Source organism: Pseudoalteromonas sp. JC28 (assembly GCF_013319255.1).
GTDB lineage: Bacteria > Pseudomonadota > Gammaproteobacteria > Enterobacterales > Alteromonadaceae > Pseudoalteromonas.
In genome coordinates this window covers 210,775-233,572 of record NZ_QOKX01000003.1, presented here as the reverse complement: position 1 = coordinate 233,572, position 22,798 = coordinate 210,775, and the positions used below count along the sequence as shown (strand labels likewise).

Sequence of the window (22,798 nt, the reverse complement as noted above, 5' to 3'; positions counted from 1 at the left end):
TGCTTTATTTTAGTTTGTTGAGCGATCACTTACGATAGGTGATGGCGGGTTTTTGGGCTTATTACTCTGGTGTAGCATAAAGTAATATTGTTGGCGTTCATTGGATTGATTATTGATATCAATACGTGCAACTCCTGCTATTACGTCTAAACCATCGGCACTCTTCACCAAAGGGTAGTCGTTTGGACCGAGAGAGAGTAGGGATACTCTGTTGAATACCAAAGTTTCTACATTCTGAACTGTTTGATGTTGGTTATCTTCACCGACATCAAAATAATGGTTGCCGCCGTATACATCTTTTCCAATATTACGCATAAATGCCCCCATACTGATAAGGAAGTTGTTTTCAACTTCAATGCCTTTTAGCCCATAGAACAGCTCGTGCTCACCGACAAATACAATTCTTCCCCCCTGTGCAGCAAATTGTTTTAAGCGACTGACTTCATCCGGAGAATATGAGTTAAGTGGAGTCCAGAGTACGATAAGTTTTATTTGTGGGTCATCAAGATCCCAATCTTCTAGAGACTGATATGTAATAACTTCAAAGCCTAAATCTTCCCAAGTACTGTACAGGTAATTAATAGATTGGCATGACCAACTGCAGCGAGAATCATGAGATCGATCTAGGACTATTTTAGAACCTTGGGCACGGAGGCTGTTTCCTGAAAAACTGGCTAGGTTTTTCGCAAATTGCGTGTTATCAGCTTTGTAAATCCGCTCATTATCTAGAATATTGACATCATTGAATACGATTAAATCTCCACCAGCTGCAGGTGCGACGTTACTGTCAAACGTAAAACCAATAATTGAATTTGCTCGGCTCCCCTGACTATCTGTCGCATAGAGTATAATGTTGTTTTCACCTTGAACAAAAGACTCCGCTGGTTGAGTGAGTGCGAAACTGCCACTATTAAGCGCAAAGGTAATGTCTCTTTTAGCCTCTCCATTTATAGAAATAAATAATTTGGCGATACTTGATTGAACTGTTTCAATCTTGCCTTCTATTAAGATGTTACTACTCAAAATTGCGCCAGGTGTTGGAGACAATATTGTGATTTGTGGTGGAACTTTTAATGTTAACTCAGATGTTGGCTCCGAAATTGCGCGATAAGCGCTTAAATCGCTTTCGTTTCCTGTTAAAGCAACATCTATGATACATGCTTCAAGCCTGCTTTTTATGCTTACATACTTTTGGCACAATTCTTTAACCCGTTGATATTCCGCACTACCAATTTGTGCCTCTAACCTCGCTTGAGTTAACAATGTTCGTGGAAAGTTAAGGTCAACGAAGCTTTCAGGGGTCTCATCATTGAAGTAGTCGAACAAAGAGGATTCGGATGTTACACGCCAACTATTGCCGTAAATATCATAAAGTTGATTGAAGTTACCTTTGTCTTCAATTTGATTGCCGTTAGCATCCGTTAAGTCATTGTCGACGTTGCCATCAAAGTATCCTAGTAACCCATTAACGCTGCCTGCACGAGAGTTTGGTAAAAGCACTTCTGTCTCGACAAACTCACCCCGCCGATACACTTTTAGTAATGAGGTGTCTGGCCAAGTTATTTCGTAATGACGATTATTTTGTTTAAAGATACTTGCTTGATTAGAAAGCTCACTAGCACCGTTATTCAATGTTTGTAATTGACCATCAATAAGCACGGCAAGGCCTTCATCATTGGGGTAAAAGGTGACTCTTGTTCCTGCGACATTTGCGGCGACAGCGGCATTGAAAGACACGTGTTGATTGCCAGGGACTGCGACATAACGGCCCTGAATCTCAAAAGTGTCGATATTGGACTTGGCTAAGATATACTCACCAACGCCATTAAATCCATAGTTTAAGCCGTCAAACGTACGTAAGTTTGGGTCTCCTGTGACACGAGCCTGCTTGCGCGGGTTGCCTAGGTTGTCGTCAATTGGGTTGCTACCATCTACGGGCTCACCACTGAGCAGAATTAATTGAACTGGTTGGTTGGTGTCCTCGGTAACAGTGATTGTAATGCGCTCTGGTTGAAAACCCGATTTAGAAGCGATCACATGATAATCACCAACTGCGAGTGGTGGAGAACTAAAGGCGCCACTGGTATCGGATGATAATTGTTGAGAAAACCCAGTGCTTACGCTTGTTAGTGACACATCAGCGTCTGATATGGGGCTACCGTCAACGTCGGAGATAGCACCTGTAAGCGTATTGAATTGAGTCTCAAATGGGCATACTTCAGAGCCCCAAATTGGTTGCTCCAAATCATAAAGAGGAATCTTTTTCTTCTTAGCTTTACTTGTCAGCCCAAGAATATCGCCTACAAAGCCGTAATCTAGGTTGGCATTAACTCCTAATCCTACTGAGAGTTCAAGTTTACAATTTGGCTCATGATCTGCGCTTTTGTAGTTTGCTTTAGCAGCATATTTTGCATATGGGCCCATTGCTAACCCTGCTCCAGGGCCATCTAACTCTATCTTATTCCCAAATGGTAATGGTACAGACAACTCGTAAGCAGAAAGCATAAACTGTAGCTCTGCTTTTGCTTTTGCTGATGTTTCACCTGATAGTTCGTATTCAGGTCCAATTTGAGATATGACAGGCACAAAGCTGTGAACTGGGCTCAGTTTTTCGTTTTGATATTTGAATCCGGTTCTATAGTTTCCTGATGCACTAATACCCATCTTTAAATTTGCTTTACCAGCAACAATAATATTAGCGCCAAGTTGTGGGTGTAATTTGACGTTTAAAAATAAAGGAATAGGCCCCACGAATAGCTTAACATTTTTGTTAATAATGGGATTGAATACCTTGCTTTTGTTCAGGCCTCCTTTGTAACTGTAGTTCGCTTTTAGATAAGTATTAGTGAGGTAATCTGCTTGAGCAATTGTAGAAAAGTGAGTTACCTCACCACGAATAATTGAAAACTCTATTCCTATCTGGGCGCTTGAGTTCATCTTTAGTTCTACAACAGACGTGACTTCAGGGCTTAGTTTTTGTTGCAGTGTTCTTGAGAACGTTAAGATAGGAACATCTACACTCGACTGTACCGTATTATTAGCAGTTGAAATCGACTGATTAAGTGTTGCAGCTTGGTTCGTGATAACAAGGTCTAATTTAACGTCTGCATCTGGAAAAGCTTTGTGTAATGGTGCTTGCGAGGTAGTTAAAATATTACCATTAATATCAATAACCTCACGCATAAACCCGGTGTCACCATCAGTGGTGACACCGACTATAATATCACCGACTTGTATGTCGCTTAACGCACCTGTGGTGAGTGTGAGCCTACCCATCTCTGGGGTAATTTCTACTCCCGATTGGCCATCAACGATAAAAGTTGTGTAACCGTCAACGGCTCTTGTTGCCGGTTTCAATTCGCTGCTCGGGTCTAATGTAGCGATGACTTCAGCATCTTCAAGCGGTTGCTCATCATGGTCACCTGTGTAGTCAACAAAATCTATTGCTTCAGCAACTTCTACATTGGCGCCTGCAGAGATAGAGTAGCCTGATTTATCTGAGACTGTGACCGTAAACTCAAGGTTATCTCCAGTGTAGTCTTCAGGGATTTTTAGTGAAGCAAAATCAGGTTTATCGTTATCAATGTTAAGCTCTATATCTGTTGATTCTTCCCATACAATGCTGTCAATTTCAACGGCACTCGATATATCTGCTTTTAATTGTGCCCACGACCCTTTCGCGATGCTCTGAGGTACTTGCAATTGAATCGTTATGTTGTTCAGGTTGTTTACGGTGACAACTACCTGATCAGTAGCACTTCCTCCTTCATCATCAATAACTGTTAATTCGAAGCTTAACTCCTCGTTTTCTGTGACATCTGGAGCCACAAATGAGGAAATTGCGTTGCTTTGGTCCGATAGCAAAACTGGGGGGCCTGAAAGTTGCTGCCACTGGTAGCTTTTAATCACCCCATCGTTATCTGTGCCACTACCGTGTAATGTGACGGTTGCCTTTTCATCGACCGTTTGATTTTCTCCTGCTTGAGCAATCGGTAAGCTGTTCGTTGGTTTATTTATATCGTTATCTGAGTCCCCACCACATGCGACTAAAGCGCCTGTTAACAACGTAATTAGGGTTGTGCGTAGAGGAATGTATTTATGCAGATCCATAACCATCCTTATGTATTTGAGCGAGAGCAAGTTGCTTTGGAAAAAATAAGAATGCGTGAAAAAAACAGCATGAGACAGGGTCGAAATTTCCACCTTGTTCAGTATCGGTTCATTGAATAAATTAACTAGGTGTTAATAAAATTAAAAGGGTTATGGACATGGAACACGGCACTATATCACAACAATCTACAGGAAAATCTATATCAGGCGTTTGGAATTTGCCTTTACTGCTTTGTTTGCTCTTTCTGTTAGTTCAGCTGGCAGGGTGTAATGCGATGCACACTGCGGTGAAAAAGCGAGATTTAAGAGTTGAAACTAAAATGAGCGACTCTATATTTCTAGATCCAGTCAGTCAGGACAAGCGCACAGTGTTTTTGCAACTCAGAAACACATCGGATAAGCAGGATTTAGTCATCGCTAACGAGATACAAACTGCATTATTGTCAAAAGGCTACAAGGTTGTTAATGACCCAGATGCAGCGCACTTTTGGATCCAAGCGAATATTCTCAAAGCTGGCAGAACAACCGCTGATGAAAATCGAGGAATTTTAGCCCAAGGCTATGGTGGGGCTGTAGCGGGTGCTATTGTTGGTGTTCAGTTTGGTAGTGGTCGAGGACAAGCTGCTGCAGGCTTGCTTGGCGCAGCTGCGGGCTTTGTTGCTGATGCAATGGTGGAAGACGTTTATTTTAATATTGTTACTGACTTACAGGTTTCTGAGCGCGCGAAATCGGGTGTCGAAGTACAAGAAGGTAATAGAGCTAAACTAAAGCAAGGTAACTCAGGCTATAAATCGGTGACTTCAAACGAGGTGACCGACCGTAAAAAGTATCAAACACGGATCGTTTCTACAGCGAATAAAGTAAATCTAGAATTTGTTGAGGCTCGACCTAAGCTAGTTCAAGGTTTAGTAAATTCTATTTCGGGTCTGTTGTAGCAAGGTGTGCGGTAATAATGGAAATATAGTATTAGCATGGATGTGAGGCGCCAATACTATATTTCCAGCTATTTTTAACTGTTATCGGTCACTTTTTACAAATACTGCAACCAAGGTGATGGATCAACGTGTTTTTAGTGGCTAATTCATTTTGTAGGCCAATACAATACCCCAATCAAAGTGGTCAACGCTTAAATATTCCCCATGATTTGTGCCTAATAATAATTTGGCTAGTGTGTAACGTAAAAGTAGCGCGTACAAATGCAGAAAACAAAGGTGTGCTGGGAACCGAGCCTATTCCCTTGGTGCACGGGTTACGTTTTTGCGTAGCCTTTCTAGCATAGCTAAGCTTAAATTCATTGCAGCGAATGTGATGAGAATAAAGTGAAGTGATGGTGGGCACTTCGTCACATTAAATACCGACCTTGCTTTCGGTATCACTGAGCTAAAGTGTCACCATGCCACCGTTTTACCGTAAATATTCCCGCCTTGTAACAGCACAAACAGCATGAGGAAAATACTACCAAGTGTCAGTGCTGCGCGCTCAAGCAATTGAGAGCTTTCGACCAAATACACAAAAAAAGCGTCAATTGACAATTTATTAAATAACAATAATACGCGGAGGTATGTTATATTGTATCAAAATCTAAATTCCAGAAAATAGAGATACCAGTGAACAAAAAATTACTACTCTCCCTCATTTTGGTGGCTAATGGCACCACTGCGCAAGAATCAGCTTCAAATCGTAGCCCAAACGGGGAGATAGAGCATATAGAGATTAAACAGTTTCGGCAGCCCTATCGTGGTAATGTACCTTTAGTTCAAACGCCTCAAGCAGTCGATACCATTAGCTCAGAACTGCTTGAAAGCGAAAGTATTACTCGCTTTATGGAAGCGTTAGAACTCACACCGAGTGTTGTTAGGCAAAATAACTCTGGAGGCATGTTTGATAGCTTTGCTATCCGTGGTTTCTCGGGTGATGAAAATAATCCATCAGGTTATCTTGTCAATGGTTTTAATTCTCGAGGCTACAACGGCAATAGAAGTACAGCCAATATCGAAAGCATTGAAGTCATGAAAGGTCCAGGCTCTGCGTTATATGGGCAAGGGGAGCCCGGTGGCACTATCAATATCATTACCAAAAAGCCTCAGTTCGAAGAGCAAGGTTATATTCAAGCAACGTTTGGTAATTACAGTAAAAAACAGTTTGAATTTGATTACACAAACTCAGCTACCAAAGAAACTGCTTATCGACTAAATGGCGCATATGAAGATTCAGACACACATAGGAACCATGTTTCAATCAATAGCTTGCACTTATCGCCGTCGGTACTGTGGAATATTTCTGATGACACGAGTCTGAGCTATGAAATGGAAGTACTCAATCAGAAAAAGCCGTTGGATAGAGGTGTGTATATTCTAAATAATAACTTTGATGACGTTAACACGGACGCTTTTTATGGTGATATTCGTGATGGTGCGCACCAAGTTGAAGCCTTAGGTCATCAGTTAGTGTTAAATCATAAGGTAAGCGATGATTGGCACATACTCACCGGGTTTGCTTATCGAGATTCTTCATTTGAAGGTGTATCTTCAGATACCGAATTATCAGATGGTCGACAGCTGATATACACAGACGCGAGCCTACTTTCTCGTCAAAGACGTGCTCGAGACTACCAGGCTTTGGATGTTTCTGCGCGTATTGAACTCAGTGGTGAAATTGAATTAGGTAGTGTAAAGCACAACATTCTAGTGGGCGTTGATCACTATAACTTTGACATTGATACTGATTATAAAGTATGGCGTACGGCATGGGGGTCGGGCGATACCACCTATAGCATTAACCCAAATAATCCAGACTACACGCAAACACAACCAGAACCTGTTCTAAAGACGTTGACCGAAGAAAACCAAAAAGGTCTCGGTATTTATGCTCAAAACTTGATCGAACTGACCGAGAAATCGAAAGTATTAGTGGGTGTCCGTGTTGATAAATTTGAGCAAGACATTCTTAACCTTCGTAGTGATGAAGCGCAAAGCCAAGAGCAAACCGAGTTTACACCACGCTTGGGTTTTATTTATAACGCGAATGACAAAGTTAATCTGTACACAAGTTACGCAGAAGGGTTTAGGCCAAATCCAGGTTTAGATTCTAATCGTAATGCGTTTGAACCAGAGGAAACTAAATCATTTGAGATTGGCGCTAAATGGCAAGGTGTTGCGGATCGTTTCTCGGGTAGCATTGCACTTTTTGATGCGCAAAAAACCAATATGCTTACCGCTGAACCTGACACGGGCTTATCGGCAACCTTGGGCGAAGTAGAAAGCCAAGGTATTGAATTTCAATTAACGACTGAGTTAACCGACGATACTGTGCTCGCGCTTGCTTATGCTTATACCGACGCAAAAACCGCAAATGATGTGATTAATGCAGACTGGGGCGTGCCTATTCCCAAGGGCTCACGTTTGATTAATGTTGCAGACCATATTGGTCATGTTTCACTGAAGCATTACACCACACTTTTAGGAAAAGAATCCTATCTTGGGGCAACCGTGAATTATGTGGGTGATCGTCTGGGCGAAACAACAGACGCAAACTTCATTTTGCCATCCTATACGCTAGTTAATTTATCGGCATCGGTTGAATTAAATGACAAGGTAAGTGTGAAACTGGACATCAACAACCTGTTTGATAAGACCTATTTTGAAAACTCCTATCACAAACTATGGACCATGCCGGGATCACCTACAACATACAGCGCAAGTGTGAAGTATCAGTTTTGATCCCTAATACGAGCGTAAAGTCTTAGCATATTTTAAGTCTTCTGCTTGTCGAGAGAGTAACAGTCTGAGTCATTTTACTTGGACTGTTTTTTCGTTTTTAACACGAGAAAGAGTGTAATGAATAATCTTCAAAACAGTAAAACACGGTTGTCTTCTATCGATATACTGCGTGGCATCGTGATGTTATTTATGTTGGTTGACCATGTGAGAGAGCGGTTTTTCTTGCATGTACCAGTTCTTGATCCAATGGACATTCATACCACGAGTCCAGAGTTGTATTTTACCCGTTTAAGTGCCCATTTTTGTGCGCCTATTTTTGTCTTTTTGACAGGTTTATCGGCTTGGTTGTATGAAAACCCCGCAAACGGTGCGAAGCGGTCGGCCCAGTCATTTCTTTTAAAGCGTGGCCTATTTTTAATTTTACTTGAAATGACACTGGTTAATTTTTCTTGGTTTGGCGCGTATCAAACACTGTACTTGCAAGTTATTTGGGCAATTGGCGTCAGTATGGTGGTATTGGCACTGATGGTCGCTTTACCCCGCAGGGTGATTGCAATATTGGGTGTAAGTATTGTTGCTGGTCATAATTTATTGTCGCCCATCGAGTTTGCACCGAACGAAATAGGTTATACCGTTTGGACGATTCTGCATGACCGAGGTTATTTAGTCGCAGATGCTGTTGTTAACGTAAAAGCGTCTTATCCGGTTTTACCTTGGATTGGCGTTATCTTGTGCGGCTATGCGGTAGGGCCTTTATTTTCAGGCTCAGTGTCATCGCAAGCACGTAAAACCATTTTATTGCAAAGCGGAGCTGCGCTATTAGTCGGGTTACTGGTTTTAAGAGGATTAAATCTATACGGAGAAACACTTGATTGGTCTCAACAGGCAACAACACTTCTCACCACAATGGACTTTTTTAACTTTACTAAATATCCGCCGTCTCTCGATTTTATTTTACTTACCTTGGGAGTTGGTGCATTCGTATTAGCGTTTTTAGAGAATAATGCGCTCAGAGTATTAGAGCCGGTTCGAGTATTAGGGTCAGCGCCGATGTTTTTCTACATTACGCACCTATACGCGCTACTTGTTCTTAGTATATTGGCACAATGGCTATTTGGTGCGAATCAGCACTATGGTAGCAGTCAAACTGCATATTTTGGCTTTTATCATGTTTGGCAGATATGGCTATTCGCAATGTTTTTAAGCGCGCTTTTATACCCATTATGTAAATGGTTTGCAGGTTATAAACGAAAAACATCAGCGCGATGGGTAAAGTATTTTTAAATGTTGTTTAAGTTGTTGCTCTTAAAATGAAATTTCTTTAATTGGAGCTGGTAAGCGAATGGCAGACACCCACCATAATACAGATGCGAGTTGTGGTTGGTGTCTGTGTTATTCTTTTGTTAAGTTCTTTTTGGTTCATTGCCTTGTCATACAAATTTTAACTCATGAGTCCAATCTTTCCATGAAATCGACTTGCCCGGTAATGCTATTTTTGAGAACGGCCACACTGATTGAAGCCAATTTAAGACAGTCTGATAAAGTATTTTTTCTAACGCAATATTATCATCTCGAATCCACAAGTAGACTTCGCAGTCATAATTTAGTGATCGGCTTGGATCTATATAAACAGAGCCTAGGCATTTTTCCTTTGAATTGTTAAATATGGAATATGCAAAAGCATCCCTTGATTCAAATTCTTGTTTATGAATTTTTAAGCTTTCTATATTTTCTTCGAGGGTCATATTAACTTTAGGCCACTCAGTTTCAGGGCCAAATAATCCTTGTAGCCTTTTTTGACTGGACATTACTGCTTCAAAGTCTAACTCAGCAACTTCTTCTTCAAGAACTCTGAAGTGAAAATTTTCACTATCAAAAAACGTCGGAGGCTTAAACGATTCAGGAATAAATGGATTGGGCATACTCTGAGTTATCCGTAGTTGTATAACATTTTAGTATTTATGCGACACGCAGTTTGTGTTGCATAATCGCTGGTCGGACTGAGCCGTCACCTGCTCGGTGTGTCAGAGCTGGTGTTGCTTATGCTGTGGGCTTACTTAGAAAAAATAGGCTTTTTAGAGGCTTTCACTTTCCTAGCTAGTGTAATCAGTTTAGCTAGTGTTATGTAAGCTTTCCCTGCATTGCTCAGCGCTTATTATGTCTTCATTACACCTAAATTAGCCTTAATAAGCAATTATATTTTTTAGACGTACAGAGGCCGCTAGCCTGAGCAATTAGGCAGGTTAAATAATATAATTAACGCTCAGGACTGTGATTTATAAAAGCTTTCTAACTTATCTAAAAAACCATACAGTTTTTGGTTCATTTCGTCATAGTTATGGTTCAGTAAAACCTCTGGCTCATCTACAAATGGATGCTGCAACGCGTCACTGAGATCGTCATTTTCAATCAGTAATGCGACGATATCTTTAGTAAATTCCATATGGCACTGAAAACCGTATACTAGGTCTCTGTAGGCGACAATTTGCCTTGGGCACCCCGCGCTATATGCAATCACTTGTGATCCATTGGTGAGCCCCGGCATATCATTATGCCAATGACCGACATCCAACACTTTTCCAAAATGACTAAATAATGGATGTGTCATCCCAGCTTCCGTCAAGGTTATCGGGTATTTTCCTATTTCACGTTCAGGGCTAGGTTCAAATGTTGCACCTAACGCTTCACCAATGAGTTGCGACCCTAGGCATATACCAAGCACAACTTTTCCGGCGGTAATCGAGTTCAAGATGACTTCTTGCTCACCTTTTGTATCGAAGTGTGGGCATTGCTCAATAGTTGTCGACGGATTTTGAGGTCCTCCCATTACAATCAAAAAATCTAGGTTTTTGGCATTTTTTGGGAGCGGTTCTCCTTGATAAACTCGCGAGTAGGTAATGGTATGGCCGCGTTTATTTGCCCACGATTCATAGGCGCCGGGCGCTTCAAAATGTTCATGAACGATAAAGTGAATATGCATCTTTGTGCCTTTTAATTAACGATAGGCTGTAGATGGTATATTAAATTTGGATGGCGTAATTTATACTAACAGACGTTTAATGTTGATAAGTCGCCAAGATGCAAGCTAATGACCTCATCAAAGGTTCTCCTAATAAACAAATCATAACCAAAACGACGAATATGGCTTCTGGTTATATTGATGACTTTCACTCACATTTGTGGCATCAAATTGTGTTTCCTTTGCAGGGGCTGCTGCAATCAAGTATCGGCGATAAAAGCGGGATTGTTCCTCACAATGGCATGCTCTACATACCCGCAAATACAGTGCATAAATCCATAGCGATTACAAATACACAGTTTTTGGCGATTTACCTTAATCCCGACAAATATGTTCAGTATGGAGACAAACCAAAATCCTGTCTGGTAACGCCATTTATTAAAGCATTAATACTGCTTCTATTTGAAAACGAGACGCTCACTCAAGCAGAGTCCAATATCACACATTTGCTAACCGTATTGCGAGATCAGATCGAGATCGCAAACCGTTATGAAATACCTTTGCTCATACCTACCGATAAACGTCTTTTATCCATTTTCTTACAGCTTAAAGAGCAACCGGATTTACCATTTACGTTAAAGGAATGGGCAACAAAAGTGGGCGCTTCTGAGCGCACTTTGTCGCGATTGTGCTCAAGAGAGTTTTCCCAATCATTTTCACGGTGGAGACAAAATGTGAGGTTAGTTTTATCTTTGCAATTGTTAGAGTCGCAAAAGAGCATACAGGAAATTGCTATCGAGTTGGGGTACGCTTCTGACTCTGTGTTTGTGCAAGCGTTTAAGAAATTGTTTAACCAAACACCCAGAAAATACCGAATTGCCAACTTACAGCACAACGTAAATTTATTTTGAGCAACTTCTGCTGCTTTTAGGTTACCTGCGCTAGAGACGAAAGTATCTTATCGTGAATGCTTTTAAGTTCTTCCCGCTTTATGTAGTCTAGGTGGGATTTAATTATTGGAGGCATTTCGCGATGTTGCGAATTCTTTTATGTGCTAGCTTAGGATTAGCACCAAGTTTTGGGTTGGTTGCCAAAGAGGTAATGACCCCTGACAAGCTTTGGCAAGTAAAGCGCGTAAGTGCGCTTGGGTTATCTAAAGACAAAACCCATGTGATTTATCGAGTTACAACGCCAAGCGTTGAAAACAATGACTTTGATAGCAAAGTTTATCAAGTGCCGTTAAAGGGTGGGGTGTCCCAGCTTTTAAGCGCATATCAAGGGATATTGTCAGACGACAACATTTCGCCAGATGGCAGCAAAAAACTATTTCATGACACCGTCAATGTTGAAGCTGTGTTGGCCACGGATAGACATAAAGCACTTACGCAAGCAGATGCTTATGTATTTGATGATTTAAACTACCGCCATTGGGATACTTGGAAAGACGGCAGTGTTAAACACGTGTTTTATCAGGACCTCACTACTGAAGAAAAAGTCGACATCATGAAAGGGATGCCTTTTGATAGTCCGACGTCACCATTTGGTGGTTCAAGCGATTATGTTTGGGGCCCTAAAGGTGAAAATATCTACTACGTCAGTAAAAAGCTGACTGGCGCAGAATATGCGAGCAGCACCAACACAGATATTTATCGTTATAACTTAGCGAGCAAGAAAACCACCAATCTAACCGAGCAAAACTTGGGTTATGATAAAAGCCCAGAGTTCTCATCGACAGGGTTGCTGGCTTTCTTACGTATGGATGAAGCGGGTAACGAGGCGGATAAAAATGACATTATCGTTAAGTTGGGTGACAGAGAAGTCAACTTAACTGCGCACTGGGACGGCACGGTAAGCAGTTTTGAGTGGAGTCACGATGGTAAGCATATTTATTTTATTGCACCAATTGACGGGACAATCCAGCTATTTCAAGTAGCGGTGAGCAGCAAAACCAAAGCCAATCCAAAAATTAAGCAGCTAACTAAGGGCATGTTTGATGTAAATAGCATTGTCGCTGCCTTAGATGATCAGTTAGTTGTTACTCGTAATAGCATGAATCAAGCAAAAGAGATCTTCCGCTTTGATCTGAATAGTAAAAAGCTTGTTGCGCTGACAAATGTGAACGAGGCGTTTTATGCTGGTTTGGATTTACCGAACGTTGAAAAGCGAATGGTGAAGACAAAAGACGGCGAAGACATGCTAACTTGGGTTATCTACCCACCTAATTTTGATAAGCGTAAGCAATATCCAACGCTGTTATACCTTCAAGGTGGTCCACAGTCGCCGTTATCACAGTTTTATTCCTTCCGCTGGAACTTCCAAGTGATGGCATCACAAGGCTACATTGTGGTTGCGCCAAACCGCCGTGGTATGCCAGGGCACGGCGTGAAATGGAACAAAGATATCAGCCAAGATTGGGGTGGTAAGGTAATGCAAGATTACCTTGATGCAATCGACGATGTTGCGAAAGAGTCATACGTTGACAACAAACGTATCGCGGCAGTTGGCGCAAGCTTTGGTGGCTACTCTGCGTTTTACTTAGCTGGCAATCACGATGGTCGTTTCAAAACCTTTATCGCGCACTGTGGCATTTTTGATTTGCGCAGTATGTACGGCACAACCGAAGAAATGTTCTTTGTGAACAACGAATTGGGTGGCGCGTACTGGGAGCAAAACAATGCGGCCATCAGCAAAGCATACAATCAGTTTAACCCAATCAGCTATGTGGATAAGTGGGATGCGCCGATGTTCGTGATCCATGGTGGTAAAGACTACCGTGTACCGCTGAGCCAAGGAATGCAAGCCTTCCAAGCTGCTAAACTACGTGGCTTGAAAAGCCGTTTTCTTTATTTCCCTGAAGAAAACCACTGGGTACTGACACCGCAAAACGGAATAGTCTGGCAGCGTGAATTCTTCAAATGGTTAGAAGAAACTTTATAATTGATGTCACTACTAGTTAAGAAAATGCCAGATCGCACAGTGTGTAGTCTGGCATTTTTGTTTTGCAGTGTAACCTTGGTGCTGCGCAAGTATTGTTGTGCCCAAAAATTGAATTAGTCAAAGGAAAATTAAATGATTAGAAGGATAATAAGTGGTTTTTGGTTACTTATGTTGGCTGTGAATACACAGGCAGCTGAAGAAGCGTTAACGATTGATAGTGTAATGCCTAACAATATGGAACTGGCTTTTCCGAATGATGCCAATATTTACCCAGATATCAGTGACTTCAAGGTACTTAACGCGGTACTGATGAGTAACGAAAACGGTGAACGCTGGGCAATGATCACGATTAAAAATCAATCGAGCGGGCGTCGGACATTAACACAAAAACACCTGCTGGCACTAACAGCAAACGGGCAAAGGATCGCGCCGATGAAGCTTTCTGAAAGCTTTGATGGCGGAGAAACGCTTCCACTCACACTGGCTTTCGGGGAAAATAAGTTTCCGTTGCTTAACGTGTATACGCGAAATTAATAAACCTTAGTAGCATCTCTTTTTACAACCATAGTCACTGTGCTAAACGTTGCGACTTAGGTAACCATGTTTGTTAGCACCTGATATTTAGCCTCTAACAAACTCCGATAGATCCACATCAGCAATTCATCAATTAAAAATAAGCAATGCATCAAGTTTTAAAAGTTTTTATTTCATAAGCTTACCCAAAAATGGAGAAAAGCATGAAAATACTTTTAAAAAGTTTGATGTGGTTAAATTGCGCGTTGTTTGCGTTAGTTACTCACGCTCAGATAGCCTCAAAATTACAGCATATCACTGTGAGTTCAAAGTTAGTGGGAGGGCCTGTTGATGTACAAATATATTTGCCTTTTGATTTTGATGTTAACCGAAAAGAGCCATACTCAACGCTTTATACAACTGCGGGAGAGAGCCGTTTTGATGTACTGAAAGCTGAAGTGGACTGGCTGAGTCACACTAGTTTTTCACCTATCCCGCAACTTGTGATCGTGCGAGTGCCCAAATTGAGTTTTGCTGGGGCTGACAAGTTATCTGACCAAGCGTATTTTGCCTTGCTAGCTCGCGTGTTAGCAAGTGAAGTTGAACCAACACTAATACGGCAATTTAATCTTTCGCCGTTTAAAGTCATTGAAGGGTACTCAAGCAGGGCGGCGATTGCCTTGAATTTATTAGGAGAAATGCCCGGGTATTTCCAAGGTGCAATATTGTCTGCGCCAATTTGGAGTCACCTCCCCAAGCTACTAAAAGAGGATATTAGTGACAGCATCACCAAGGGCAAGCTCACCAATAACCTATATATCAGCCTTGGCAGCTTTGATGAAAATAGACCGTTTTTTGCTGCGCTCGCCGTTTCAAAACGACACCAACACCTGATGCTAGAAGACTTAAGTCAACATCATTATCATGTTGGCGCACAGCTAGCGCTAAGACATGGATTACAACATATTCTTGGTGCAATAAAGCTTCAAGATTATGCTCAATTTGAAAAATTAGGTCTAAAGGGGTTGCGAGAATATCACCAAAAACTAGAACAGCGCTATGGGTACTCGATTGATATTAAGGCCAATCAGCTTGCTCTAGGGCAATATTTATTCGCGCAAGGCAATACAGCACTTGGAAAAAACGTGCTTGATGAACTACTTGCGACTATGCCTAACTCTGTAATTTACAATTTACGTTATGGACAGACTCTTTTGAATGCGGGCGATACAACACAAGCAACACTTCAGCTAAAGCGTGCCTTGCTGCTAGCAACAGAGCAAAAAAATGAAGAAGCCAAGCAGTATATTGAACAAGTATTGTCTCGGCTTTAGCGTTATTAAGAGTGATATAAAGGTGGCGCACATGTGTGAGCCACCTTTATATTAGTGGTTTTCTGGTTCTGTTATTTTTACTTTAACTTGGTTTGCGCTAAGTGTTTTTGGTGAGTCAGCTAAAACCTTAAAAGGATGTAGTTGAACATCTGTGATCAAGCGAGTCTGCTCGTCGGATTTGCCCAATGTATCCAAAACTTGCGTGTTGATGTTATAGCGCCAGATAGTCGCCTGTTTGTCGGGAATAATCAGCTCATTCCCACGTAGGTAAAAACGCCAATGCAAGGTGATTTTGTTTGTTATTGGCTGTGGTTTGAGCGAATTGTTGACGAGTACTTTTAAGTTTGGCTCATCTGGTGTGGCTATATAGACAGTACCGTTTTGCTGTATTTGTGCCCAGTGAACCTGCCCCTGATAAAGTGGCTGTTTATGGTTGGTTACAGGGTCGAAAAGTACTAGCTGTTCATCGCCAAGATCATTGATGAGAAGGTAGTTACTTCCTTTTATTTCAATTGATTGCATTATAATTTGCTTTTCAAATAAAGCAGGAAAAACTTCAACGCCAGTGACTAAATTGATTTTCAGTAAACTTTGTTTTGATGCTGCCCACAATTGTTTACCATCGGCTGTCCAAACAAAAGACGAAATATGTTTGTTATGGGTGAGCGGGATCTCTTGCTGTTCTTGCTTTAACCAAACTTCATTGGTGCCTGTACGATTAGAGAGAAATGCAATGGCATTTCCACTTGGTTGGAATTGCCCTGATAGCTCGTCGTAGTGGCTGATTGTAAGTCGGCTTGTAGAGAGGTTGTCTTGAATATTAATCTGCTTTTGTTCTCGAACTAGTGTCGCTAAATAGCTATTACCTTTAATGTATTCAGTGATGTAAAACGATTCTGAGCCGATTGCCGGAATGGCTTGTACAAGCTTGAGGTTTTGAAAAATATAGAGCGCAGATGCGGTTGAAAGTATGTGTGTTGTATCTGGCCCTTCTACTAACATCAACGAACGGTCTAATTCTACATCAGACAATTTTTCTTGTTGAAGAAGAAAAAGCTCGTTTTCTTTGCTAATCATATAACTAGAGAGATAAGCCTCTTCATCTGGATCTTGGGTGAGTAAAGTAAGTTGATCCTCATTAAATGAGGACGCTAAAATTGTTGCTGCTATAGGTAAAGAAGTAAATGTGACTGAGTCTGAGTGCGGAGTAAAAAGGGCATACTCGTTATTGGCGATAAGTAACACTTGATGACCAACCCAGTAGGCTTGCCGCACTTCGTTATTTAAGCAAGGAGAGATCACTTTTCTGGCAGCAAATCTTGGTAACACGACGATAGCTTGATGACACTTAGCTTGTGATTTTGTTTTGCGTGTTTCAATGAGTACTGCTTTTTTACCCTCTTTGTTAAGCTGAGGTTTGCCAACAAAATCCAATGCACGGGTAACTAACTTAGTTGTTTGGAAATCCAAATCCTTTACTTTTAGTTCCGCTGCTTGCGGTGTTCTGGCCACATATAATAACCTTCTACCTGAGGTGAGTGTCGCAGTGCTCTCCAACTCCAATCCGTAACTTACAGGTGTAACCTCTGAAAGTTGGAAATTAGCTTTTGGCATAGTTGAATAGCTAAACAATATACCGAAGAGGATGATGAAACCTGCGAAATAGAGAGCACAGGTTCTCAGCTTTTGGCTTAAATTAGTATGCTGCTCCCCAACCTGTAAACGATAGCCCTTTTTATGAAAAGTCTGGATAATACGTTTATCACTATCTCCAAGTAGTTTTCTAAGCTGAGCGATGCATCGTTGAAGGGCATTTGGGGCGACGACGGTATTTTGCCATACAGAATTAAGTAGGTGCTCTTGCGTAACAAGCGTGCCACGATGTTGATACAGTATTTCAAGTACTGCCAGCACCTTAGCCTCTAATTTGATTGTCTCATCAAGGTAGGTAAGTTCACCCGTGGCTAAGTCTAGCTTACGGTTATTGATTGTTATCATTATTATTTGGGAGCAGCAGTCGATACAGCTAGTCTATCTTGTATTGGATATAAAAATAACCCATCAAGGTTTATTTCACTTTATTAACTGAGCCATTATTTAGAAAATTGGATCACTGGGGCACTGGTTCATTTTGTAACGTAAACAGCCCCATATTACTAGCGCTTGGCAGCCAAACTGCTAACTGCGATTGCAGCGCTTGTTGATCCAAGTTTAGGTGGTTAGCGCTGTAGGTTACCGCTTCTTGATAGCGTAGCGGTTTGTTTCTCAGATGTAGTAATAAGTCTGCTTGCCAGTCATTCAATACACTCATTTTGATGCGATATTGTTGGCGCGATATTGCAATATGCGTTTGCTCAGGCGTTGGCAAGGTGTACGGCTTTGCTTGCTCAAGCTGGGTTATAAGCGGCAGCAAAGGGTAATCGGTTTGAATAAGCTGTACTGATTCTGGCACCGAAATGACAAAATTTTCTGCGATACCGCAAAGGAGCTCAATCTCGTTTATTACTGCAGTTGATTGCTCGGTTTCCGGTCCTGGTTTTAACAGTGCAAGCGCTTTGGCTCTTTCAAACTTAGCCAGCTCTGAAGGCAAGCTAAACATAGCTTGCTGGTGGGCATTAAAATCACCGGTGGGTTTAGTGTGTGCTAAAAAATCAGCGAAGCGCGAGCCTAGTTGATGTAGTGTCCAAGACTTAGAGGGTAAGGTGACGATAAAGGCTTTGGCGAAGGTGTCGAATACTTCGTCGCCCATAAACTGGCGAAGTAGTGCAAACTCTCCCCGAAGACATTCGACTAAACGCATCACATAGCCTGCAGCATAGATGTCTACTCTTCTCATGGCTCCCAGTGTTTTACTACTTTTTACACAGTCATGCAGCGTTAAACCATGCGGATTTGCAGCGGTATTGAGTTTTTGTGGTAGGTCGCCTCGCACCATTAAAACGGTGCTAAGCCACTGCTGAGTTTGCGTTAAGTCTGGCGTTTTCATTATGTTAATTCTGCTCGCTCTTTGACGATTGGAGTTGACAGCGCGTTGGTGTTAGTAACTGTATCTTGCTTTGGAATATGCCCTGCCAGTACCAGTTTTGCTTTGCTTAACTCATCAACGAGTTCAGGAAAGCTGGGGATATTGGCATCCCATTCAAGTAAGGTAGACACGCCGCCCGTTAACTGCTGCGCCAGTTGGTAAAGCTGCCAAACCTTGGCGGGCACTGGTTGGTCATGGGTGTCTATCAAACAATCACCGCAGTCGCTAGGACCGGCTAGATGGATTTGAACGATGTGCTCATGGGGGAGTTGACGAATAAACGCTTCGGCGTCAAAACCATGGTTAAAGCTACTAACAAAGACGTTGTTTACATCCAATAGCATGCCGCAGCCTGTTGCGGTGACTAACTCACTAAAGAACTCACTTTCAGTGAGGGTTGAATGTTGAAATTCAAGGTATGTTGATGGGTTCTCAAGCACCAAAGGTCGCTCTAAAAAATCCTGTACTTGGTCAACACGGTTGATAACGTGTTGTAGGCTTTCGTCAGTTAATGGCATAGGTAGGAGATCGTGACTATTCAAACCAGCAACGCCTGTCCAACACAAATGATCGGAAATAAGCTGTGGCTTAACGAATTCACTTAACTCCTTGAGCTTGCCTAAGTATTCAAAGTTAAGAGGGTCGCTGCTACCAATATTCATTGACACACCATGCATCACTAGCGGGTATTGTTCCTTTAACTGAGCGAGCACATGCCGACCATAGCCGTGATTATCTATATAGTTTTCACTGATGATTTCAAACCAGTCAACATCAAGCGATGCTCCGCGTTCCAATTGAGACATGATAAAGGGATAGTGCTGGCTTCTCAGGCCAACACCAAACCCTAAGTCGGTCAATTGTTCTATAGCGGACGCAGCAAGCTGCTGCGTCCGAATTGGATTTGTCATGCTATCTTTCCTATCAAGTTGATGGAGGAAGTGCTAGACGAATATCTGAAGGTTTTGGCTTCTCTTTAGGTTCGCCATCTTCGTTCAATAAACCATTGGCATTGCAGTATGCTTGCCAAGCAATATCGTATACGGCATCCCCTTGTTTATAAGGCATAAGCACATGATCTGCAGATTGATCTGTTGGGGCTTGTTGGCCTTTCGGATAAGTGTAATCAATAGCAGAGAAGGTGTTATCTTTTAAGTTAAACTTAAATAGTTGCATATCGTATTCTTGGTCTTCACCAGAAAGTTCAGGGAAGAGTTGAGAGGCTGATATAGGCACGGCACACCCACCCAAGTTATTACACTTATTATCAGCAGGGGCACTTTTTGGCCCTGTTGATACGCTACCACCACAGCTACCGCCGGGCGTTGTGCTATGAACAAAGCCGCAACCACCTTGTGCTTTACAATCATTACTGCCTTTACAACTGTGATATACCTCAGGAGGTGGTAAGTCATTCGAACCTATGTTGGTATAGCTCATTCCTTGGCAGGCATGATAAAGGGCGTTCGGATTTTGTGGGGCGATACCCGTTACTAAATCCGGCGCAATTCCCGTGGTTGCCCAGCAAATCGAGATCCTATCGCCAGAGCCACCCATCGCAGGGCCCGGAAATTCACTGGTTTTACCAGACCAATAACGATCAAGTGCAGTAGTTAGACCTTTAATTGTGCCTACCGCAGATTGACTGAATAATTGATGCGTATTGCCAATATTTGACGAGAGTTTAAGGTTGTTAAGCGCTTTTACTACACTGCTGACGCAAGGTAGATTTGGGTTTTGCTTAGCTGCTTCATCATCGCCGTTGGGGTCCAATAACGCCTCATTCCAGCTATTACCCTCAGCAAACCAAGTTGACCAAGTCATGTAACGTTCGTCTGGTTGACTTGAAGACTTCTCAAAGTCGACAATGAGCCTCATAGTATCGGTAAATATTTGAAAGTGATCTTTGTATTTATTAGTGATCCGGGCACACGCCGAACCGGAAATTGGACCCTCACCGCAGCTTGCGGGATAATCCGCCTTCAATGCTTCTGCACTAGGTTGAAACTTCTCTTCTACGGTGCTGAGGTGGGGATCATCCGCTTCATCCGCTTTCGCTGCTAGGAGGTTTTGTGCCCATTTCTCATCAGCCCAGCGTTTACAAATCATTTCTGCCACACCATCACCTTCTCCTTGATCAGTAATGGCATTTACATTATTCATTAACGCTTCTTTTAAAACAGTATGATCTTCTTTTACGCTGAGAGAGCCCTTAATACCTGGAAATTGTGGCTGATAATCTTTATTACCAGGGCGCTCATTAAAATAGTCGCGCTGAATGGTTGCATAGTCGAGCAAGCTTGTGCCATCGTCATACTGGATCTGGATATAATCCCAATAGCTGAGGTACATGTGTCCAATCGAGCCAAACAGCGGCAGGTTTTTCTCAGTGTAATCTGGTTTCCACCAGTCATAAGGTGCCTGCTCAAAATATTTTGGCCGTTTTGTGTCTTTGTTTGGTTCTAAATATTGCTCTTGGATAATTTTCTTTGCGTTTTCTTCCGTTTCTTCAATCAACATAAAGAGTAGTGTCTGCTCTTTGTTGAGTTCAGTGGCATTAACGCGTAGATCTTGTAACGTTTTACCTGGGAAAATTTGTTTGAAGTAAGCTTGAATCTCAGGGCTCAGTTGCGACAAGTCTTTGGTACAGTCTGCAAAGTCCAAAATATGTGGAATACCACTTTGGTTGTTGTAGCATTTCCAACCATAGTTTTCATCAATCAATGCCGGACTTGTAAAGCTTGGTGTGAGTCCCAACTTACTTGCCATATTGGAAGCAAGCTGTAAATGGAGCATTTCTTCAATGAAAACACTATATACGCCATTAAAAACTTGCTGATTGATAGTTAATCTAAACTTATCCGACAAATCGCTGGGTTTACTATCACTAACTAACGTATTTATATCGAATAACGGCGCGAGGTCAACGTCATATTGACTACGGCGCTCTTCCGGGATATATCCAGCTGTTGGACCAAGTCCTGGCCAATAACGTCCTGGATAAAGGTTTGATGAATCAGCGATCGCATGGGTGCCTTGAATGGAATAAAGGCCTGTCATGTATAAAGGGATAGTGAATAATTCTACATTTATTGCGGCTTGTGCTATTGCCCTAAGGCAAGATAAATCAGCGTTCTTGTATTTGCTTGCGCGTGCTTTTATTTGCTTCTTTTGTGTACTGCTGAGGATGATGTTGGTGTTGAGCTCTTTGTTTATTTTTAAAGGCTGACTCTCTTTATTCTGCACATTCATAGCTTGCTCCTTGATGACGGTGGACTTGCTGCATTTTTTCGCCTAATAGCCTGTAGTATTGGATATATATGTCGAACTATTGCAATTCAGTTAATAAAGTTAAGTGATTGGTTCAGGTGAAAACACCACTCTCTTTAGAAAGTAGCTGTAAAAGTAAAAAAAGGCGATTACACAAGATTACGGGGTGGGGATTATATGTTGTGTCTAAACGTAGATCGTTATTAGAAGTGAGTAATCAATAATTACTCACTGAATTTAGCTAGCAAGTCTTACCGTTCGCAATAGTAACCAGGATCCGGTACTGGGAATTCAGGCAAACGTTCACAACCTTCAAACTGTACCTGTGGCGATTCGAAAAGAGGTGCGCTTCGATACTTACCTTTGACTGAAAAGCTACTCGGTGCCGTAATTATCCGAGGTTTTGGAGCAAAGTTTATGTCGAAACCATCCGCCACCGCTTCATAGGTCATAGCCCAGTTTGAAAATAATTGAGGGCTATTCAACCTATACATCGAGTCAGCTTTATATACATCAAACCATTTACGAGCCAAAATACTTTGACCTGACTTCAAAATGATAAGAATACGGTTATCTTTAATATCATTTATATTATATAAATTATTTATTTCAAACTCTAACTTGGATGCATCTATATTTGAAAGGTTAATTAGACCATATTGATCGAAAATTTCTGGTGCAAAAGTTTGAATAATTGAGTTGGATGAAGAGGGACCACCAATAATAACTTGGCATTGAATAGACACTCTGCCTTGAGCGTGCTCTGCATTCGCTGTCATTTTACATCCGGATTAGTGCAACTAATAAATTTGCAGCGATAATTGAGTTTCTAAATTTACAATTCATAAAATATCCTTTTTAATATGAAATTAGTACTGCAAGGAGGAGATTAGTTAATGTGTGCAAAAAGATCAATTTTAATTGTTGTTTT

At 41.7% G+C, this 22,798-nt stretch carries 15 protein-coding genes; 7 read left to right on the top strand and 8 right to left on the bottom strand.

Annotated elements, in window-relative coordinates; genetic code table 11:
• Window positions 1-9: 9 nt before the first annotated feature.
• The gene (locus DS891_RS08695; RefSeq protein ID WP_174169539.1) at window positions 10-4,110 is read right to left on the bottom strand and encodes a VWD domain-containing protein; all 4,101 of its coding nucleotides are present in this window, start codon (window positions 4,108-4,110) and stop codon (window positions 10-12) included.
• Window positions 4,111-4,268: 158 nt separating this feature from the next.
• Here DS891_RS08695 and DS891_RS08690 point away from each other — a divergent pair, with 158 nt between their 5' ends.
• From DS891_RS08690 to DS891_RS08680, 3 genes are all read left to right on the top strand, one after another.
• The gene (locus DS891_RS08690; RefSeq protein ID WP_099031941.1) at window positions 4,269-5,045 is read left to right on the top strand and encodes a complement resistance protein TraT; all 777 of its coding nucleotides are present in this window, start codon (window positions 4,269-4,271) and stop codon (window positions 5,043-5,045) included.
• A 672-nt stretch (window positions 5,046-5,717) separates the two neighbouring features.
• Window positions 5,718-7,829 (top strand): TonB-dependent siderophore receptor, encoded by a 2,112-nt coding sequence (locus DS891_RS08685; RefSeq protein WP_174169538.1) that lies wholly within the window; start codon window positions 5,718-5,720, stop codon window positions 7,827-7,829.
• Window positions 7,830-7,946: 117 nt separating this feature from the next.
• Window positions 7,947-9,113, top strand: a complete 1,167-nt coding sequence (locus DS891_RS08680; RefSeq protein WP_174169537.1) for a DUF1624 domain-containing protein — start codon at window positions 7,947-7,949, stop codon at window positions 9,111-9,113.
• 146 nt (window positions 9,114-9,259) lie between these two features.
• Here DS891_RS08680 and DS891_RS08675 read toward each other — a convergent pair whose 3' ends face one another.
• Window positions 9,260-9,751 (bottom strand): hypothetical protein, encoded by a 492-nt coding sequence (locus tag DS891_RS08675; RefSeq protein WP_174169536.1) that lies wholly within the window; start codon window positions 9,749-9,751, stop codon window positions 9,260-9,262.
• A 341-nt stretch (window positions 9,752-10,092) separates the two neighbouring features.
• Window positions 10,093-10,809, bottom strand: a complete 717-nt coding sequence (locus DS891_RS08670; protein ID WP_174169535.1) for a type 1 glutamine amidotransferase — start codon at window positions 10,807-10,809, stop codon at window positions 10,093-10,095.
• A gap of 98 nt (window positions 10,810-10,907) precedes the next feature.
• Between DS891_RS08670 and DS891_RS08665 the strand changes: the two genes are divergently transcribed.
• The 4 genes from DS891_RS08665 to DS891_RS08650 all read left to right on the top strand — a co-directional run bounded on the left by DS891_RS08665 (window position 10,908) and on the right by DS891_RS08650 (window position 15,572).
• Window positions 10,908-11,699, top strand: a complete 792-nt coding sequence (locus DS891_RS08665; RefSeq protein WP_174169534.1) for an AraC family transcriptional regulator — start codon at window positions 10,908-10,910, stop codon at window positions 11,697-11,699.
• A gap of 121 nt (window positions 11,700-11,820) precedes the next feature.
• On the top strand, window positions 11,821-13,725 hold the full coding sequence (locus DS891_RS08660; RefSeq protein WP_174169533.1) for a S9 family peptidase: 1,905 nt from the start codon (window positions 11,821-11,823) through the stop codon (window positions 13,723-13,725).
• Between the two features lie 132 nt (window positions 13,726-13,857).
• Window positions 13,858-14,259 carry a hypothetical protein gene (locus tag DS891_RS08655; RefSeq protein WP_174169532.1) on the top strand — a complete coding sequence of 134 codons (402 nt, stop codon included), beginning with the start codon at window positions 13,858-13,860 and terminating at the stop codon, window positions 14,257-14,259.
• 203 nt (window positions 14,260-14,462) lie between these two features.
• Window positions 14,463-15,572: an alpha/beta hydrolase-fold protein gene (locus DS891_RS08650; RefSeq protein WP_174169531.1), complete on the top strand. Its 1,110-nt coding sequence runs from the start codon at window positions 14,463-14,465 to the stop codon at window positions 15,570-15,572.
• A 51-nt stretch (window positions 15,573-15,623) separates the two neighbouring features.
• On the opposite strand, the gene DS891_RS08645 is transcribed toward DS891_RS08650, so the two are convergent.
• The 5 genes from DS891_RS08645 to DS891_RS08625 all read right to left on the bottom strand — a co-directional run bounded on the left by DS891_RS08645 (window position 15,624) and on the right by DS891_RS08625 (window position 22,646).
• Window positions 15,624-17,570: a winged helix-turn-helix domain-containing protein gene (locus tag DS891_RS08645; protein WP_174169530.1), complete on the bottom strand. Its 1,947-nt coding sequence runs from the start codon at window positions 17,568-17,570 to the stop codon at window positions 15,624-15,626.
• A 112-nt stretch (window positions 17,571-17,682) separates the two neighbouring features.
• Entirely contained in the window at window positions 17,683-18,558 is an 876-nt protein-coding gene (locus DS891_RS08640; RefSeq protein ID WP_174169529.1) for a DNA-binding domain-containing protein, read from the bottom strand.
• Window positions 18,558-19,508, bottom strand: a complete 951-nt coding sequence (locus DS891_RS08635) for a DUF692 domain-containing protein (protein ID WP_174169528.1) — start codon at window positions 19,506-19,508, stop codon at window positions 18,558-18,560. Before DS891_RS08635 ends, DS891_RS08640 begins: the two co-directional genes overlap by 1 nt.
• 13 nt (window positions 19,509-19,521) lie before the next feature.
• Window positions 19,522-21,849 (bottom strand): ferritin-like domain-containing protein, encoded by a 2,328-nt coding sequence (locus DS891_RS08630; protein ID WP_174169527.1) that lies wholly within the window; start codon window positions 21,847-21,849, stop codon window positions 19,522-19,524.
• A 269-nt stretch (window positions 21,850-22,118) separates the two neighbouring features.
• On the bottom strand, window positions 22,119-22,646 hold the full coding sequence (locus tag DS891_RS08625; protein ID WP_217448610.1) for a hypothetical protein: 528 nt from the start codon (window positions 22,644-22,646) through the stop codon (window positions 22,119-22,121).
• Window positions 22,647-22,798 lie beyond the last annotated feature (152 nt).